Genomic DNA, 17,691 nt, shown 5'->3' with positions numbered 1-17,691 from the left:
CCGCATTTATCATTAAATTATAAAACGCCCAATGAGGTTCATCGAGCGTTTTATGCCTGAAAAGTTGTCAACCTATATCAGGACTAGTCAATAAAATCATCAAAAATGGCTCAGAAGTGCCTAAAAATGTTCAAGTGTGATTGGTTTTACGAGCTGTGTTTAAGCTAACAGCCATCAAAAATAAGGAATTGTATTTTACTGAGATTTATCTTATTTACCTAAAAAAAATTAAATACTAGAACTGCACTCTAATATTCGCTAATGATAAATGGAATTATTATGTTTGATGGTCTTGGTTATGTTCTTGCGATTGGTGCAGTAATCTTAATTATTTTGTTGATATCCTACTTCAATTCAATTTCGAATGCGTTCAATGATACAAATTCAGATAATGAAGCCTCTGTAGATAACCAAAAATATAAAAAACACACATCAAATGTAAAAGAATCGTTTGAAAAAAATGAGACTGATAATCTTAAGTTAGCTATTGACAATAAAAAAGGATGGAAACGTAATTTCTTAATTATTGGGATCATTCTAATCCCAATGGTTAATTATGCTTATTACGTTAATGCAAAAATACCTAGTTCGATTGGGTTGGGAGGGGGTGTTGATTTTTTATTTACTATTAGTACCTTTTTTATTTTTACAATGCCAAATTTTTTCTTTAATATTTTACAGTTTAAAGAACTAAAGTATTTGTTTATTGCATTTATAGCTTCTTTCATTCTCTATAATGCCATTTATTTCCCTCAAAAATTAAATGTTGATTTCGAAAATAAAATATATTCATTTATTAGTAATGGTGACATTCTGAATTTAGAAATGGAATTAGGCAAAGATTGCAGTTTAGCTAAAAATGAATTAGATGATTACTTATGGTATGCATCATTTAGGTCCGAGGCGCCCATTGAATCATTAGAATTTATTTTTAATTGTTATTTTGTTAAGAAAGATATTGATATAAATAACTTAAAACAAGATAGATACTGGCTATGGTCTTTCTTTGATAAGCAAATAACAGAACATTTTAAGCTAAATAAACATGTTGAAGAACTTTTTGCAAGTAAGTATTTTCCTTTGCTTGATGAGGAATCAAAACAAAAAACCATTTGGTCATTAGTGTATAATGTTGCGCATGAGAATAGTGAGTCGCTTATTCTTATTTATATTAATAGGTTAGTGAAATTAGTTGAACTAAATCCTGAAATTATTAATTATATTAGTCTTCGTGATAGCGATTATCATGAAATGATAGAGTATAGACGCGTTGAAGCTGCTAATTTTTACTTAAAGATAAAGCCGCCAAGTCAAGATAGTTATCGATTAGCCATGAATATACTAACGAATAACTTACCTTTTTTAATTGAAGAGGTTAAAAAAGATAGTGACATTTTAGAAAATACAGTTATCAATGATATTGATTCATATTTTTATAAAAAGGAAAGTATAAATTTAATTTTTTATGCATTCTATGTCAGTAATGCTGAGGTAATTGATTATTTAATTGATAATCAGCTATTAATAATTGAAGATTATAACTATGAAACAAAAACTTCGGGTAGTTATGATTCTGGTTGTAGTAACTATCTAGTTAATGGGATAGCCAATAGTTGGACTCTCAATGATGATGAGAGAAAGGTGTTTTTATTAAAATTAAAAGCGTTACCAAATATTTGTGATCGAACGATTGAAATGGAATTAAATAAAATTGAAGAGGCGCTAGCTAAATATAAATCTTAATCGCTATATCAATAAGCAAACTGGGGGATACATATTCTCAGTTTGCTTATCTTAAGTTTAAGCTAATTCAGTTCTTTGTTTTTCACTTGTATCATAAAACTAGTACCGCATATTATTTAAAGCGAATAGCGTCAACACCTAGCATGCGATGAATTGATTTCATGTTTTCCTACAGTGTAAACAACCTATTCAACCTAAATGGTATTGCAGCCTTTTTCGATATCACCGAAGCTATCGTAACTTTATAAAATGATCCCCATCAGAGCAGGTAGCGATACAATCTGTTATAGCAATAAACCCCCATCGAAATTCTATTCATTTTTACATTTATCCTACTGTTCCAATAGGGTATATTTGGGGTTATTATCGTAATAATTATCTTTTATAACAGGTAACATTGGCAATGGCACTGATCCCAAAAAACTATGCACGGTTGGAAAGCGGCTACCGTGAGAAAGCACTAAAAATCTATCCGTGGGTATGTGGGCGCTGTACTCGGGAGTTTGTTTATTCAAACCTACGTGAATTAACAGTTCACCATATCGACCACGATCACAATAACAACCCTGAAGACGGTAGTAACTGGGAGTTGTTATGTCTGTTTTGTCATGACAATGAACACTCCAAGTACACTGAAGCTGATCTGTACGGCACAAGAGTTGTGGCGGGAGAGGATGCGCAAAACGATGTTGAAGCTGCAACCTATAATCCTTTTGCTGATCTAAAATCGATGTTAAATAAAAAGAAATAAGTATAGCTGGGTGTTTTTTAATCAATGTATTCTCTAGTGGCTTATTGTCGGCATACTTAATGTGAAATCAGTTGCGATAGAGAAAGGAGGGCATATTGCTCTCCTTAAGTTTATTTATGATAAAGCAAGACGAATCGTCTTTTGAAAATAGATAGCGAGTTTAGAATCGGTGATTATTATCAAGTGATTGGTTTAGTATAGGTAATTAGAACACAGGCTCCGATAATCTTTTATGGAGCATAAAATAGTTTCAAAAGTTGGCCTAAATATGAGCTTAGCAGGGCAAGCACCCATACTTTGTTTTAATTCTTTCCAAAATCCCCTTAAATCTATATTTTCTTCGTTTTTACTGATAGCCACATAAGCTTAATGTGATCAAAATTCTTTGCCTTGAAACCTTCGTAGCAAAAATAAACTGACTATTTTATCTGCCAATCTTATCTATTTGACTTTGATTAACGTTTGCTACGCAAAGTCGCAAAGAAAAATTTGTCACGGACAGTAATAACCTCTATATATATGTTTTGTGTGGTAAATCATAAGCACAGCAATCATTGTGCTAAATATAATCAAGTCCTGATTAATCACAAAAAATGATCCAAGGGTAATAAAAAAACATTTTTAAAGGGATAAGGTAAATTTAATGTCTTTCAAGCTTCGATATCTTGCTTTGTTGCCTCTATTCGTAGTGGCTGCATGTCAACAACCTGTTAATACCAAAAATAATATTACGACTGAAAACGCTCAGGTTCAGCCTGTTGCCGTCAATAATGCATGGATTGAGATTTCACGCAGTGCGTTAGAATTTAATATCAAAAAAGTGCAAAACTTGTTGGGCGATAAATCCTCACTTTGTGCTGTCCTCAAAGGCGATGCTTATGGGCATGATCTCTCTTTAGTGACACCAATCATGATTGAAAACAATGTACAATGCATTGGTGTGACAAATAACCAAGAATTACAAACGGTCAGAAATCTCGGCTTTAAAGGCCGCTTAATGCGGGTCCGTAATGCAACTGAACAAGAGATGGCACAAGCGACACAGTATGATGTCGAAGAGTTGATTGGTAATCTCGATATGGCACAGCGCCTGAATGCAATTGCAGCAAAACAAGGTAAAACGATCCCTATCCATTTGGCATTAAACTCCGGTGGCATGTCGCGTAATGGCCTAGAAGTTGGTAATGCGGCTGGATTGAATGAAGCAAAACTGATTTCACAATTACCACAGCTAAAAATTGTCGGCATCATGTCGCATTATCCTGAAGAAGATGAAGCTCAGATCAGAAAAGATCTCGCTCGCTTTAATAAGCAATCTCAACAAGTTCTGGATATTACAGGGTTAAACCGCAAAGATGTAACTCTGCATGTTGCAAACACCTTTGCAACCATTACAGTACCAGAATCATGGCTGGATATGGTGCGTGTTGGTGGTATTTTTTATGGTGATACCATTGCGACAGATGAATATAAGCGCGTGTTGACATTCAAATCAAATATCGCAGCGGTAAATCATTATCCGAAAGGTAATACTGTTGGTTATGACCGTACTTATACATTAAAACGTGACTCAGTATTAGCCAATATCCCAGTCGGTTACGCGGATGGCTATCGTCGTGTGTTCAGTAACGCAGGTTTTGCACTGATTAATGGACAACGTGTTCCTGTGCTCGGTAAGACATCAATGAACACCGTCATGGTTGACGTGACAGATCTGAAGCAAGTTCAGCCGGGTGATGAAGTGGTCTTCTTTGGTAAGCAAGGTAACGCAGAAATCACCGCAGAGCAGATTGAAGATATCAGTGGTGCACTTTTCACTGAAATGTCAATCCTTTGGGGTGCGACCAATCCTCGTGTTTTAGTGGAATAAATCACTAGGGTAAAGCATAACTGTTGCCCTAAAATTATAAAGATAGCCCTTATCTAGAGGGCTATCTTTTTCGTTGGCGATAGTCAGTGAATATCCTCATGACTTCGATAAATCAGTTCGAGTTGTGGATGCCCCCATAAACTGGCAGGTGTTACGGTGGCTCGTTCCCAAGGGATATGGCCAATAAACCATAACTTCCAAAAATTAAGCTTTGCATGAGGATTTTTGCCGAGTAACTCTTGGAATGTTTCAATCTTGCCGATATTGATCGATAACGCAGATTTATAAATATCAAAAACAAATTTAGAGCAAAACTGCCGAGAAGAATGGTAGTCAAAACCTGTGTGATAAAATTTGTTCAGCCTCGATGGAACTTCAGCGACTAATGCTTGTTTTTGCTCATCGGAAAGGTAAGTCGATAAACGTCGTATGCTATAGCGTTTATCCGCAGAGCGTTCTATAAAGCGGGTTAATGTGGTGGTCGTTGATAGCGGGATACGGCTTTCAGCGACTAAATAATCCTGCCCATCATAGCCAATAATTAGACCAACATGGTTACTCCAACATAAAGATGCGGATGCAATTTGGCGAAACAGTGAAGTACCAATACTGGTAAAAACAATATCGCCGACTTCCAGTGGACGGGAGTCATCATTCGTTGTCATTTTTACACCTCAAGATTATTGAAAATGCCAAGTTAGGTATTTAGCAATCACAAATACCCTTGTTTATGGGGTAGCTTATCGGCTGTAAAGGATGAGTAAAATCAGATACCGACTGAAAATAGGTGTTATAAATCTTAATTATCGAAGTGGTTGATCGTTGATTTATTTTTGTATCGATTCTGGTGTGATTTTAAGTATCTAATGCTTGGCTCAATGCAATAATACTGTTGGTAATTTCTATTTCGCTGTGCGCAGCATAACCAAACAAAATTGCATTATTATTTTGATTATTAATGCAATAACGAGATAGAGCCTGTGCACCAAAGCCTAAATTATGGCAGGCTGAGAGTATGCTTTCCTGATTATATCCAGACTTTATCCAACAGACAGCATGGATACCTGAATCCGTTTGTTCTGTTTGAAAGATATGGGGTAAATAGCGATTAATCGCCTCAATTAATGCATTTTGGCGTAAATAGCAGGTCTTACGAATTTTACGAACATGGCGAGCGTAGTGGCCTTCTTGTATGAATTGCGCTAAAGCAGCTTGTTCTAAATAGCCTGAACGGCTATCACTGTAATACTTCATCATAGTAAACGGTTCGATAAGAGCTTTAGGAACAATAAGAAACCCTAAACGAAAACCGGGGTACATCATTTTGGAAAAGGTGCCCGCATAAATGACACGTTGGTGGGTATCAAGCCCTTGAAGTGCTTGGATTGGTTTAGAGAGATAACGAAATTCGCTATTATAATCATCCTCAAAAATCCACGCTTCATTTTGCTGCGCCCATTCTAAAAGTGCTAATCGCCTTGGTAAGCTCAATGTTGTACCAAGAGGAAACTGATGGGATGGCGCCGTATAAATCAATTTGGCATCAGGATAATGTTCTGCTGCATAAGCAATGTCCATTCCTTCATCGTCAGCGGGGATCGGGGCTATGTTAACGCCTGATGCAGTCAGAACGGCTCGAGCACTATCATATCCTGGGTCATCTAACCAGACTGAACTCCCTTTTTTGAGTAATACATTCACTGCTAAATTAATGGCTTGCTGGGTGCCATTCACAATAATTATTTGTTCCTCATGGCAATTAACACCACGAGTTGAGCGAACATAATCAACTAATATTTTTTTGAGAGGTGGATAACCATTTGAATGGTTGTAGTGCGTTATTTCATACTTTGATTTTCGCCAAACACGGCCCAAAAGTCGCCCCCATAAATCATGTGGAAACTGGTCGATGCAGCCAATACCAATATTAAACATTGCTTGTTTATCGGTATTGGGGCGAGAGTTTTCCCACAGTGGTGTTAAACGAGCGATGACCGGATTAAGGTTGAGTTCAGAATATTGGGGTGGCTCGATATGGTAGGTTTTTGATATTAATCGAACTAATTCATCAGGCACCGTTGTTGAAACATAGGTGCCAGAACCTTGTTTGGTGATCAGATAGCCTTCATCAGTGAGACGTTCAAAGCCTGCTATCACAGAATTACGAGAGATTGACATCATTTCAGCAAGATCCCGACTGGATGGAAGTTTGATCCCTGCTGTAAGTCGCCCATCTAAAATGGCATTTCTGATCGTATGATAAACACTTTCTTTGATATAGCCTGCCTCTAAGAGTAAATGAGGGAACTGAGCTTGTGGTTTACGTTTCATTAAAAGTGGATCCTGAATAAATATCAAAAGTGTATCTTATACAGTACCAGATGGATATGTAAAATAACGGCATTGTTACAGCTGATTAGATTTAAAAAGGATATATTATGAATAACAATGTGTTACCTATTACTGTCGAATTTGCTTCTCCTGATCACTATCCACAGTGGCTAGTCTATTGGTTGCAGTATCAAGAGTTTTATAAAGTTGATTTAAGTGAAGAAACTACGCTAAAAGCATGGGAGCGATTTTTCGATAAAAAGGAACCTATGCATTGTGTAGTGGCGCTCGAAGGAGATAAAGTCGTTGGTTTTGTAAATTACCTTTATCACCGTTCTTCTTGGGCAAAAAATAAATTTTGTTATTTAGAAGATTTATTTGTTTCACCTGATGTAAGAGGGCGTCAAGTGGGTAAACAGCTGATTGAATTTGTTCAGGAGCAGGCACAAGAACAAGCGTGTGACCGCCTATATTGGCATACACAAGAAACTAATTTGCGAGCTCACAGGCTGTATGATTGGGTCGCCAAAAAACCGGGAGTGATCCAGTATAGAATGCCGCTGTAAAAGATAACTATCCCTTAATCTATGGAAATTATGGATGCTAATTATTCGTTCAAGCAAAGTTGTTTGTTGAATAATTTAAAGTTTAGTTTCCTATCTTATTTGTGATCTTGTTGTTCTCCTTATTAATCCCACGTTTTTTAAACCGTGGGATTTGTGTTTTCGCTCCCAAATAAATACCCATTGTCTGTTTCAGATAAAGTTCAGAGTAATTTATTGTTAAGTTATTACAAGCATCTACAGGCTTTTTGCTGTTAGACGTTAAGGGGTGAGAAGTATTATAAACTCACAATCGTTGACGGGTGTCAACAATATGGATAGAGTACTGATATCGGAGGGAAATGAAACGACATCCGAATAAGCATATTCAAGCAGCCATTGAATACGCGATTTTACAAGGCTGGGTTTTGGTTTCATCGGGGAATTCATCACATGCATTTTGCCGTTTACGCTGTGGCAATGCCGAAAATGAACATCAAAGCCATCAAATGAGTGTATGGTCGACTCCCAGTAATCCTGAGAACCATGCCAAGCAGATCAGACGAAAAGTAGACAACTGCAATTGATCTGTTATTTATGCTAGGCGGTATAAGCCTCCTATTTAAATGGAGAATATAATGAGTTTATTTAATTTTACGCTCATGCTTTCAGGTGTGAACAGCGAGACAACACAACTTGAAGATACGTTATATGAAAGTGGTTGTAGTGATGCCTTAATCTGCTTTTATGGCAAGTCTGTTTATCTAGAGTTTGATAGGGAAGCGGATTCATTAGATGTAGCGATTGAATCAGCAGTGAAGGATGTTGAGTCCGCAGGGATTGGTGCGATAGTTGAATCAGTGGATTCTACATTAGTCGGATTGAGCGATATTGCAGAGTTAACGCATTTGTCTCGACAAGCTATTGCGATGCTTAAAGATGGTACTCGAGGTTCAGGGGATTTCCCTAGCCCAATACAGCGAGTCAAAGGGCAATCTCCCTTGTGGGATTGGGCTGAAGTTGCCAGCTGGTTGCAGAAACACGGACGGTTAAAAGATCAACCTGAATTAGCTGCTAATGCAAAAACGTTAAGCAAATGGAATTTAGCACTGCGTGTAAGCGTGAGTATTGAGGCATCAGAGGTGGATTCTCTAACCCAAAAAATCGTATCACGCAGGCAAGTTAAAGAATTAAAAGATAAGACGACAAGTTAAGTACTAGCTCCTTTTTAGGTCGTAAAGGAGCTAATCAGACTTAATTTTAGGTTATTTAATGGCTAACTGGGCGCGAACTTCCATCAGAGCAAAACCAAGTAAATTCAATCCTTTCCACGTTAGTGGATTTTCAATATTTTCTGCATCTTCAGCAAGGCCAATTCCCCATATTTTATCGACAGGGCTGGCTTCAACTAAAACTCTTTCTTTTGTATTTAATAAAAACTGCTGTAATTCCGCATTTTGTGAAAATTTAGCGAGGTTTGCACTAACGACAATATCAAACCGATGAGCTTCCCAGATATCTTGCTTAAACCCACGAACTTCTCGACCAAATGCTTTTGCAGCACCCGGATTAGGCGCATTAATTATCTTAGTGAAAATATCTTGGTCGCTAAATAATCGGGCTTTTTCTGCCATCATAAAATGCTCAGCACTGGCAAAACGATTACCATCCACGATAAAAGGGGCTGGGTACCACTGGCTAAAGCAACTTTTGGTGATTTGATTTTGTTTTGATTGATGCCCCCAGAAAAAAAGGTACTTAAACTTTTTACCTGTACGGTACTGTTTACAAAGGTTTTGTATATCCATAATGATTAATCTAAATTTGAAAAATATCTATTTAGGGTAGCTATATTTAAACTTAATAAAAAGGGGGAATTGTATTTTGGTGGTTGCTCAATAACGTGATGTATCACAATTTGCTCATTTTATGTAATCTAACTGATTAAAATAAAACAGTTTTTAAGATTGTTGCGAGAGCGAATTTGTTCAGTTACATGTATTCTGAATTATTTTACACGCATCTTAATACATAAAAGAAGTGATCGATTTTAGGTGCTTTTTAGTTATCGTGACATGTCACGATATTTTATCTCTATTATTGATAAGTCATTTAAAATGAAACAAATTTATGTTTAAGATTGCAGGAATATTTTTAATTGTATGTGATTTTAATTATTTTGCATGTTTTTAAGCGCTACAAACAGATGTTACCTACCAGTATTGGAATAATCCCCAATCATTAATGACCAAAATTTTGACACGACAAGTTGTTATCGTAGTATTGACATTATTAGTAGTATGAGTACTAAACATGCATTAGAAGTATCAAATAGCTAAAAAGTAAAGATAAATATTTTGCAACAGATGCATAGTTACACTATGTTATCGAGTAATTACTTCATCCGATAAGGAGTTATGTGTGTCTTTGGAACAAAATCAGAATTATGAAAAGCAGTCTATCGATGAAGTTTTAAACAAGCTATCGTTACTCTATTCAAATGCCATTGATTCGCTGAGAAGTTCAATTGCGACTTATATAACCGAAGGGCAGTTACCGGATGCCGATGCTCGAAAAAACGGATTATTTGCATATCCCGAGCTGTGTGTTGAATGGAGTGGCAAAATCGACCACTGTGAAAAAACACGAGCATATGCACGATTCATTAAGCCCGGTAATTACTGCATCACGATTACTCAACCGGAACTATTTCGTCAATATTTAACCGAACAGTTGACCATTCTACAACAAGATTACGACGTTACCTTTACCGTCAAACCATCGCAAACAGAGATCCCATATCCATTTGTCATCGATGGCTCTGATTTGGTGCTAGATAGAAGTATGAGCAGTAGCCTTGCTGCACATTTCCCTATTACCGATCTCGCTAATATCAGTGATGATATTACAGATGGACTGATTCAATCGACGGATGAAATGCCACTTTCGCATTTTGATGCATTGCGTGTTGATTTTTCATTGGCAAGGCTCAAGCATTACATGGGAACTCCACCAGAGCATGTTCAACCCTATATCTTGTTTACTAACTATAATCGCTATGTAGATGAATTTGTCAGCTGGGCCTGCGAGCAAATTAAAGATCCGGATAGCCGCTATATTGGGTTATCTTGTGTTGGTCATAACTACTTGACGGCTGAAAATGCCGACCCGCAAATCGCAACCTCTGACCTGACATGGAAGAAATTCCAAATGCCAGCTTACCATTTGATGGCTAAAGATGGTGCGGGAATTACGCTAGTGAATATTGGTGTTGGTCCATCAAATGCTAAAAATATCTGTGACCATCTAGCGGTATTGCGACCCAATGCATGGCTGATGATTGGGCATTGTGGTGGTTTACGTGAAACCCAAAAAATTGGTGATTACGTATTGGCACATGCCTATTTGCGTGATGACCATATTTTAGATGATGTGCTTCCACCCGATATCCCGATCCCAAGCATCGCAGAAGTGCAGCGCGCCTTGTATGATGCCACCAAGCAAGTTAGTAATATGCCGGGTGAATTAGTTAAACAGCGTTTACGAACAGGAACTGTAGTGACGACTGATGATCGTAACTGGGAGTTGCGCTTTTTTGCAACTGCACGTCGCTTTAGTTTAAGTCGAGCAGTTGCTGTAGATATGGAAAGTGCAACCATTGCAGCTCAAGGTTATCGTTTCCGTGTTCCATATGGGACGTTGTTGTGTGTTTCGGATAAACCTCTACATGGCGAAATAAAATTACCGGGGCAAGCAAACAGTTTCTATGAAGGTGCTATCTCAGAGCACTTACAGATAGGGATACGAGCCATAGACTTATTACGGCAAGAGGGTGATAAATTACACTCACGAAAACTCAGAACATTTGATGAACCGCCTTTTAGGTAACAAGGAATTAAATCATGATAAATAGTAGTGGAATTATTCCTCAAATCGAGACTGAAAGATTAATTTTATCAGGGCATCAACAGAGTGATTTTTCTGCACTAACTCAGCTTTGGGCAACCGAATCGATGGTTCGTCACATTGGAGGTTCGCCGTCAACTGAGCGTGATTCATGGATGAGGATGCTTGCTTATATCGGACTATGGCCATTACTGGGTTTTGGATATTGGGCAGTACGAGAAAAGGAAACTGGGAGTTATGTTGGTGATCTCGGTTTTGCTGATTTTCACCGTGTCATCCAACCTGCGATAAAAGGAATACCTGAAGCGGGCTGGGTTATAGCGCCTGAATTTCAAGGGAAAGGCTATGCTACTGAAGCCATGCAGGCAGCGTTAAAATGGTTGATTGAACAGAACAAATTTCAAGAATCAATTTGTTTTATCGCACCGGATAATGCGCCATCACTGCGTGTCGCGCAAAAGCTAGGGTATATTATCCAAAAAGAAGTATTAATGAATGGTGCTTGCACGGTTTTACTCAAAAAAGCATTAAGATAACCGCTTGTTTTTTGAGCCGAGTTATCGCGTCAAACTTTGAGTTGTATGGGATGGTATCAACATTCATGCAACTCGAATTAGTTAAGGTGTATTTATGGTTGATGAATTAGATATTTCTGAGGTAAGTAAATTATCTGGCTTGCCTGCATCCACGCTTCGTTACTATGAAGAGAAAGGCCTCATCACCCCGATTGGTCGTAAAGGTCTGAAACGTGTATATCACGCCCAAAATATACTTATTCGTTTGTCACTTATTTCACTAGGGCGAGAGGCTAAATTTTCGCTCGATGAAATAAGCGCCATGCTGAACCAGAAAAATGGCCCGAATATTGATAGAAGTGACCTTGCCGCAAAGGCGGATGAAATTCAGAAAATGATTGAAAGTTTACTAGTGCTTAAAAGTGGTCTATTACACATTGCCAATTGCTCTGAAGAGAATCATCTCGCTTGTCCTAAGTTTCAAAAAATCATGGCGATCGCGTTGAAAACAAATCGTAAATTACATAAATAAGTTATAGCTGGTTTTATTTTCACTTGATTATCCCATTTGGGATAACAATTAATCCTATTATCGTTCATAGAAAGCCCTGGAAAACTTCACTACACTTACGTTATTGCCGTATTGCTTTGAAGGGGCCTATGTCTATTCATTTTCTTGCATTTGAAAAACCTATAGTCGAACTGAATGAAAAGATCGACGCCTTAATGACGTTTAAAAAAAATGGTCATCAGTCTGAAATTAATCTTGATGAAGAGATAAAACTCCTCGAAAAAAAATGTCTGTCATTAACCAAAACCATTTTTTCTCAGCTTGGTGCTTGGGAAATCGTCCAATTGGCTAGGCACCCAATGCGACCTTATACCCTTGATTATATTTCTTTAATTTTTACTGAATTTCAAGAGCTGGCAGGTGATAGGGCATTTGCCGACGATAAAGCATTAGTGGGGGGATTAGCTCGCCTTGATGATCAACCCATTATGGTTATTGGTCAGCAAAAAGGTAGAACCACAAAAGAAAAAGTATTGCGTAATTTTGGTATGCCTTCGCCTGAGGGCTATCGTAAAGCATTGCGTTTAATGAAGATGGCCGAGCGTTTCCATTTGCCTGTGGTGGTTTTTATTGATTCAGCGGGAGCTTATCCCGGAATTGGAGCTGAAGAACGAGGCCAAGCAGAAGCTATTGCGCGAAATATTATGGAGATGTCTCGACTGGCAACACCTATTGTCTGTGTGATCACCGGAGAAGGTTGTTCCGGTGGTGCGTTAGCAATCGGTGTTGGCGATCGCATTAATATGCTGGAATACAGCACTTATGCGGCGATTTCACCAGAAGGATGTGCATCCATTCTTTGGAAAGATGCGCAGAAAGCTCAAATCGCCGCAGAGGTGATGGGAATGACGGCGAAACGCCTCAAGGAATTAGGCATTATTGATACGATTATTCCTGAACCTCTTGGTGGTGCTCATCGTGACTATTTGCTTGCGAGCCAACATTTAAAGCAACAGTTACTTACCGATTTATCTGCAATAAAAAAACTGGATACTGAAACATTGTTGGCTGAGCGTTATCAAAAAATAATGGCTTTCGGTTACTGCTAATTACATATAACCAAAATAATTCGAGTGATATTGCGCGATACAACAAGCCTAATACTGATGGAAATACAGCAATGTTGATTGCGTAGGCTCATTAACGGTCATGCTTCTTGAATTATTTTGTGTATATTGTCACGTATCTGAATTACGTTATCGGAGACGTGAATGAATATATGTGACTGGTCGAATCAATTTGATAACTATCTACAACAACATTGGGTTAATAACGACAATGCCCATGATATTTATCATGTTCGGCGTGTTTGGATGACAGCGCAAAAACTGATGCAGACAGCTGATGAGGTTAACCCATTAATTGTTCTAACTGCATGTTATTTTCATGATTTCGTTAACTTGCCGAAGGATCACCCACAAAGAGCCGAAGCGTCATCGTTGAGTGCAACAGAAACTATTAATATTCTGCAAAAACACTTTCCAACCCTACCTAAAGATTATTACGCACCAATATCTCATTGCATTATCGCTCATAGCTTTAGTGCAAATGTGACACCGACGACGATTGAAGCCAAAATTGTTCAAGATGCCGATAGATTAGAATCGCTTGGTGCAATAGGATTAGCGCGTGTATTTTCAGTCAGTGGTTTATTGAATCGAGCACTTTTTGACGCAAATGACCCTTTTGCTGAAAACCGTTTATTAGATGATAAACAATGGGCATTAGATCATTTTCAAGAAAAATTGCTTAAATTACCTGAAACAATGCAAACACCTGCCGGTAGATTGCTTGCCATTCAAAATGCCAATTATTTAGTCCAATTTATGGCGAAATTAAGCGCAGAGCTTAATGGTAACAACGTTATATTTGATAATGTTATTATCGAAAAATTTTCACTGCCGCTGGAATGAAAACATCATGATAAATAAGCTGATTTAACAATACTTAAAAACTGTATACTTAATGAATCAATGACTATTAAGGATATAAATGCCAGTTGATTTGAATTTATTAAAGGTTTTTGTTTCAGTTGCTTCTTTAGGCAGCTTTGCTCGTGCTGCGCAGCAGTTGGTTATGCCGACGTCAACTGTGAGTCGCAGTATTAAACAGCTAGAAGAGCAACTTAATTGTCGGTTAATTGAAAGAACAACACGGCGCATGAGGTTGACCGAGCAAGGCTCAATCTTATTGAAACAAAGCCAAAAGCTGTACTTAGAACTTGATGAAACGTTGGAGCAAATAAGTCATCCCAATAGATTAACTGGAACATTACGTATTACTGTTCCCAGTGAAGCCGGTAGTCTATTATTGGCAGAGCTATTAGCTGATTTTGCCTTATTACACCCACAATTGGCGATACATTGTGATACGCAATTGATGCCTTTAGATGTGATTAAGGATGATATTGATCTGTTATTAACATTTCATCGTGGTGAATTAGAGAATAGTAGTTATCATTCGCGGATCATTCAATCGTGGGAAAGTGTTGTCGTGGCTGCACCCAGTTTAATCATGAAAACGGGTCGGCCAAACAATATAGCTGAGCTTACAAATATGCCGTGCATCTCAAGTTTTAGTGCATTATTTGGGCAGCCGTGGATCTTTATTAATCAAAAAAAACAACAGCAGAAGATCAGTATCAATAGTCAATATCGTGTAAATAGCGGTATTTTAGCTAAAGCCGCGGCACTTAAGGGAGTAGGTTATGCAATATTGGCGCAAGAAGCTTGCCAATTAGATATCAAACAAGGGCTGCTTGAAGTTATTGATTTTAATGAGAAGCCTGCTCCGATTGAATTACGAGCAATCTATGCCAGCCGTAGTTCATTGTCACTGAAGATTGATGCATTTTTGAAGTATCTGACAGAGAAATTTCCCACAACAGAACAATGAAATTACGATATGTTGCAGTAGTAGATGCAATAGTATAAATAATCTGGGGTTAAGGATTTTAATCGTTTGAAATGATATAATTGAATTTAAACAAGCATTACACCCGTCAAACATCATATTGTCTGGCGGGTGTTGCAAATTTAGGCGCTTATCAGCTACTCAATTTATTTGGCGCTAACACCTCGTAATTGCATCGTTAAGCCCTTCAGGAAATAACGCAGCAATTGGTCACCACAATCACGGTAGTTTTTGTGACCAGGTTTGCGAAACACTGCATTTAATTCAGGCTTAGATACTCGAAAATCAACTTTTTGATAGATATCTATCATATCAGTATCTTTTAATTCAAAAGCGACACGGAGCTTTTTTAGAATAATATTATTTGTGATCCGCGCTTCAATTTCTGGAACAGGATGATTTTCATCTTTACCTCGACGGAAAAAGATCAATCCATTAAGAAAATGACCAAGTACATTGTCATTACACTCAACATATTGCGGGTCATCATCTTTTTTTAACCAGTTTAGCATTTCAGGTTTGGTGACAGTTAAATCAGCGAGTTTAACAATCTCAACCATTTGGTTATCACTCAGGTCGAGCATATAACGGACACTACGTAAAACATAATTATTAAGCATGGTTATTGATTTTCCATTATTTGTTTTTTCTAAATCAATCACCAAAGATAACTATCAATGCTGAGATTCAAAAATATCAGGTCGTTTATTGGGGGCATGATAGAGATTAATTGAAGGTTTATCAATATACATGTATGACTTCAAGCTAGTATACACGTCATACTTCAAGCTATATGGGTGTTGACTGCACTCAGCTAGCCGAGTCACATAGTGACCTATGCTCTTCCGACAATCTTAGTTTGTCGCCTATACACGTCATACTTCAAGCTGTAAGGGTGTTGACTGCACGCAGCTAGCCGAGTCACATAGTGACCTATGCTCCCCCCGACTATCTTCGTTTGTCGCCTATACACGTCATACTTCAAGCTATATGGGTGTTGACTGCACTCAGCTAGCCGAGTCACATAGTGACCTATGCTCCCCGACTATCTTCATTTGTCGCCTACATACAGCTTGAATTATTTTGTGTATATATATGCAAGTTGACTACATGCATCATGAATTATTTTGTGTATATATATGCAAGTTGACTACATGCATCATGAATTATTTTGTGTATATATATTCAAGTTGACTACATGCATTTTGAATTATCTGGAGCATAACAATCGGTAAAGGAAAATATTTCGCTAGATTTTACGCATCTAAAGATGCATTAGTTACTCTTAAATTGCAGATTATCCCATAAAGTAAATCAACCCATAGAAAAAGACTAATGTTAGCCCAACAGTTAATAGCATATTCCTGAATAAAATTGCGGAAAAAACACAAAATAATGCTCCCCATAAGTAGGGATTATCAGGAAAACTGCGTAACTCATGGTTTTCTAAAAGAATAACGGGGGCGCAAATTGCAGTTAACAAGCAAGGTGCCGAGTAGCCAAGCGCTTGTCTGACAAAAAGTGGTAACCTGACGGGTAGCTGCGGGATCAAGAACACATAGCGTAAAGAGAAAACAATTGCTGTTAGAGCGATAATTAATATCCAGATCATTTTTCTTCCTTTAATAAACGTGAAACCACAACTGAAACACACATTCCACCGACACCCGCAATAACAATAGCGCTGCTAATTGAATAAAGTGAAAGTACTATTGCAACAATGAGTGAAAAAGCAACGCCACAAGCAGTACTAATTTTTTTTGTGAGGGGGACAACAATAGCTAATAAAGTGGCTACGACTGAAAAATCTAAATGTAGGTTGCTTAAATCAGTAACGAAATTAGCCATAATAATGCCGCACAAGCTGGTAATTTGCCAAACAAGATAAAAGCTGAATCCTGCCCCAAATAAATAAGGGAAACTTAATGCTTGGCGTTTTGCTGCGCTAATAGCAAATAATTCATCAGTTAGCAAAAAACCAATACTGAGTCGCTCGGTGGTAGTAAAGCTCTTCACATGAGGTCGCATGGTTAGACCATAAAGCAAATGTTGTGAAGTAATAAAAAATACCGAAATAATAATTGTAATGTAGCCAGCACCTGAATTAAGCAATCCTAGCGTCACTAACTGTGCTGCTCCAGCGAAAACGATGGCAGACATCGCCATGCTTTGCCAAAATGTCAGTCCGGCGTCAACTGCCATTGAACCTGCTAAAAATCCCCATGGAATTACGGCTAAATTTAAGGGCGCGCTATGCATCGCACCATCAACAAGGGCACGTCGCCATTGGCTACGTTGTTGTGAGTACATTAATTGAATACCTTTTTCTAATAGTTATAAATATTATCAAGATGAGACTGCATATCAGATAGAATAAAAGCCTATTTATCAACAGATATTATCAATTTATACCTGACTTACTTCAAGTAGCATAGGATGAGTATGGTTTATATATCCATCATACTTTAACTATTTGAATCACTAGGTTATATCCAGCACTCTTTGGAACACTCTATTGTTGTATGTATTAGCCATTTTAATTATAAATT

At 37.7% G+C, this 17,691-nt stretch carries 18 protein-coding genes; 12 read left to right on the top strand and 6 right to left on the bottom strand.

Going from position 1 to position 17,691, the window contains the following annotated elements; all coding sequences use genetic code 11:
- Nucleotides 1-279: 279 nt before the first annotated feature.
- The 3 genes from OOA_RS06170 to alr all read left to right on the top strand — a co-directional run bounded on the left by OOA_RS06170 (nucleotide 280) and on the right by alr (nucleotide 4,364).
- Nucleotides 280-1,743 carry a hypothetical protein gene (locus tag OOA_RS06170; RefSeq protein WP_008911281.1) on the top strand — a complete coding sequence of 488 codons (1,464 nt, stop codon included), beginning with the start codon at nucleotides 280-282 and terminating at the stop codon, nucleotides 1,741-1,743.
- A 403-nt stretch (nucleotides 1,744-2,146) separates the two neighbouring features.
- Nucleotides 2,147-2,494, top strand: a complete 348-nt coding sequence (gene yajD / locus OOA_RS06165) for an HNH nuclease YajD (RefSeq protein WP_008911280.1) — start codon at nucleotides 2,147-2,149, stop codon at nucleotides 2,492-2,494.
- Nucleotides 2,495-3,137: 643 nt separating this feature from the next.
- Nucleotides 3,138-4,364 carry an alanine racemase gene (alr, locus tag OOA_RS06160; RefSeq protein WP_008911279.1) on the top strand — a complete coding sequence of 409 codons (1,227 nt, stop codon included), beginning with the start codon at nucleotides 3,138-3,140 and terminating at the stop codon, nucleotides 4,362-4,364.
- A gap of 83 nt (nucleotides 4,365-4,447) precedes the next feature.
- Here the strand turns inward: alr and OOA_RS06155 are convergent, their stop codons facing one another.
- Nucleotides 4,448-5,029, bottom strand: a complete 582-nt coding sequence (locus OOA_RS06155) for a YebB family permuted papain-like enzyme (RefSeq protein ID WP_008911278.1) — start codon at nucleotides 5,027-5,029, stop codon at nucleotides 4,448-4,450.
- 190 nt (nucleotides 5,030-5,219) lie between these two features.
- On the bottom strand, nucleotides 5,220-6,695 hold the full coding sequence (gene pdxR / locus OOA_RS06150; RefSeq protein ID WP_008911277.1) for a MocR-like pyridoxine biosynthesis transcription factor PdxR: 1,476 nt from the start codon (nucleotides 6,693-6,695) through the stop codon (nucleotides 5,220-5,222).
- Between the two features lie 107 nt (nucleotides 6,696-6,802).
- Between pdxR and OOA_RS06145 the strand changes: the two genes are divergently transcribed.
- The 3 genes from OOA_RS06145 (at nucleotide 6,803) to OOA_RS06135 (ending at nucleotide 8,451) form a co-directional block, all read left to right on the top strand.
- On the top strand, nucleotides 6,803-7,261 hold the full coding sequence (locus tag OOA_RS06145; RefSeq protein WP_008911276.1) for a GNAT family N-acetyltransferase: 459 nt from the start codon (nucleotides 6,803-6,805) through the stop codon (nucleotides 7,259-7,261).
- Between the two features lie 338 nt (nucleotides 7,262-7,599).
- Entirely contained in the window at nucleotides 7,600-7,824 is a 225-nt protein-coding gene (locus OOA_RS06140; RefSeq protein ID WP_008911275.1) for a hypothetical protein, read from the top strand.
- Between the two features lie 51 nt (nucleotides 7,825-7,875).
- Nucleotides 7,876-8,451, top strand: coding sequence for a helix-turn-helix transcriptional regulator (locus tag OOA_RS06135; protein ID WP_008911274.1), 576 nt, complete (start codon nucleotides 7,876-7,878; stop codon nucleotides 8,449-8,451).
- 51 nt (nucleotides 8,452-8,502) lie between these two features.
- Here OOA_RS06135 and OOA_RS06130 read toward each other — a convergent pair whose 3' ends face one another.
- Nucleotides 8,503-9,045 (bottom strand): NADAR family protein, encoded by a 543-nt coding sequence (locus tag OOA_RS06130; RefSeq protein WP_008911273.1) that lies wholly within the window; start codon nucleotides 9,043-9,045, stop codon nucleotides 8,503-8,505.
- Between the two features lie 619 nt (nucleotides 9,046-9,664).
- Here OOA_RS06130 and OOA_RS06125 point away from each other — a divergent pair.
- From OOA_RS06125 to OOA_RS06100, 6 genes are all read left to right on the top strand, one after another.
- Nucleotides 9,665-11,125 (top strand): AMP nucleosidase, encoded by a 1,461-nt coding sequence (locus OOA_RS06125; protein ID WP_008911272.1) that lies wholly within the window; start codon nucleotides 9,665-9,667, stop codon nucleotides 11,123-11,125.
- Nucleotides 11,126-11,139: 14 nt separating this feature from the next.
- Entirely contained in the window at nucleotides 11,140-11,679 is a 540-nt protein-coding gene (locus OOA_RS06120; RefSeq protein ID WP_008911271.1) for a GNAT family N-acetyltransferase, read from the top strand.
- Nucleotides 11,680-11,773: 94 nt separating this feature from the next.
- Nucleotides 11,774-12,190 (top strand): helix-turn-helix domain-containing protein, encoded by a 417-nt coding sequence (locus OOA_RS06115; protein WP_008911270.1) that lies wholly within the window; start codon nucleotides 11,774-11,776, stop codon nucleotides 12,188-12,190.
- Between the two features lie 128 nt (nucleotides 12,191-12,318).
- Entirely contained in the window at nucleotides 12,319-13,278 is a 960-nt protein-coding gene (gene accA, locus OOA_RS06110; protein ID WP_008911269.1) for an acetyl-CoA carboxylase carboxyl transferase subunit alpha, read from the top strand.
- 162 nt (nucleotides 13,279-13,440) lie between these two features.
- Nucleotides 13,441-14,142, top strand: a complete 702-nt coding sequence (locus OOA_RS06105) for a phosphohydrolase (protein ID WP_008911268.1) — start codon at nucleotides 13,441-13,443, stop codon at nucleotides 14,140-14,142.
- 79 nt (nucleotides 14,143-14,221) lie between these two features.
- Nucleotides 14,222-15,124, top strand: a complete 903-nt coding sequence (locus OOA_RS06100) for a LysR family transcriptional regulator (RefSeq protein WP_008911267.1) — start codon at nucleotides 14,222-14,224, stop codon at nucleotides 15,122-15,124.
- Nucleotides 15,125-15,288: 164 nt separating this feature from the next.
- Here OOA_RS06100 and OOA_RS06095 read toward each other — a convergent pair whose 3' ends face one another.
- The 3 genes from OOA_RS06095 to OOA_RS06085 form a co-directional block, all read right to left on the bottom strand.
- Nucleotides 15,289-15,762 (bottom strand): YehS family protein, encoded by a 474-nt coding sequence (locus tag OOA_RS06095; RefSeq protein ID WP_008911266.1) that lies wholly within the window; start codon nucleotides 15,760-15,762, stop codon nucleotides 15,289-15,291.
- A gap of 677 nt (nucleotides 15,763-16,439) precedes the next feature.
- Entirely contained in the window at nucleotides 16,440-16,754 is a 315-nt protein-coding gene (locus tag OOA_RS06090; protein WP_008911265.1) for an AzlD domain-containing protein, read from the bottom strand.
- Nucleotides 16,751-17,452, bottom strand: coding sequence for an AzlC family ABC transporter permease (locus tag OOA_RS06085; protein ID WP_008911264.1), 702 nt, complete (start codon nucleotides 17,450-17,452; stop codon nucleotides 16,751-16,753). The genes OOA_RS06090 and OOA_RS06085 overlap by 4 nt, the downstream gene beginning before the upstream one ends.
- Nucleotides 17,453-17,691: the final 239 nt, after the last annotated feature.

This window comes from Providencia burhodogranariea DSM 19968 (assembly GCF_000314855.2).
In the GTDB taxonomy this organism is placed as follows: domain Bacteria; phylum Pseudomonadota; class Gammaproteobacteria; order Enterobacterales; family Enterobacteriaceae; genus Providencia; species Providencia burhodogranariea.
Note: the sequence above shows the minus strand (reverse complement) of the source record. Positions and strands in the feature narration are given on the sequence as shown.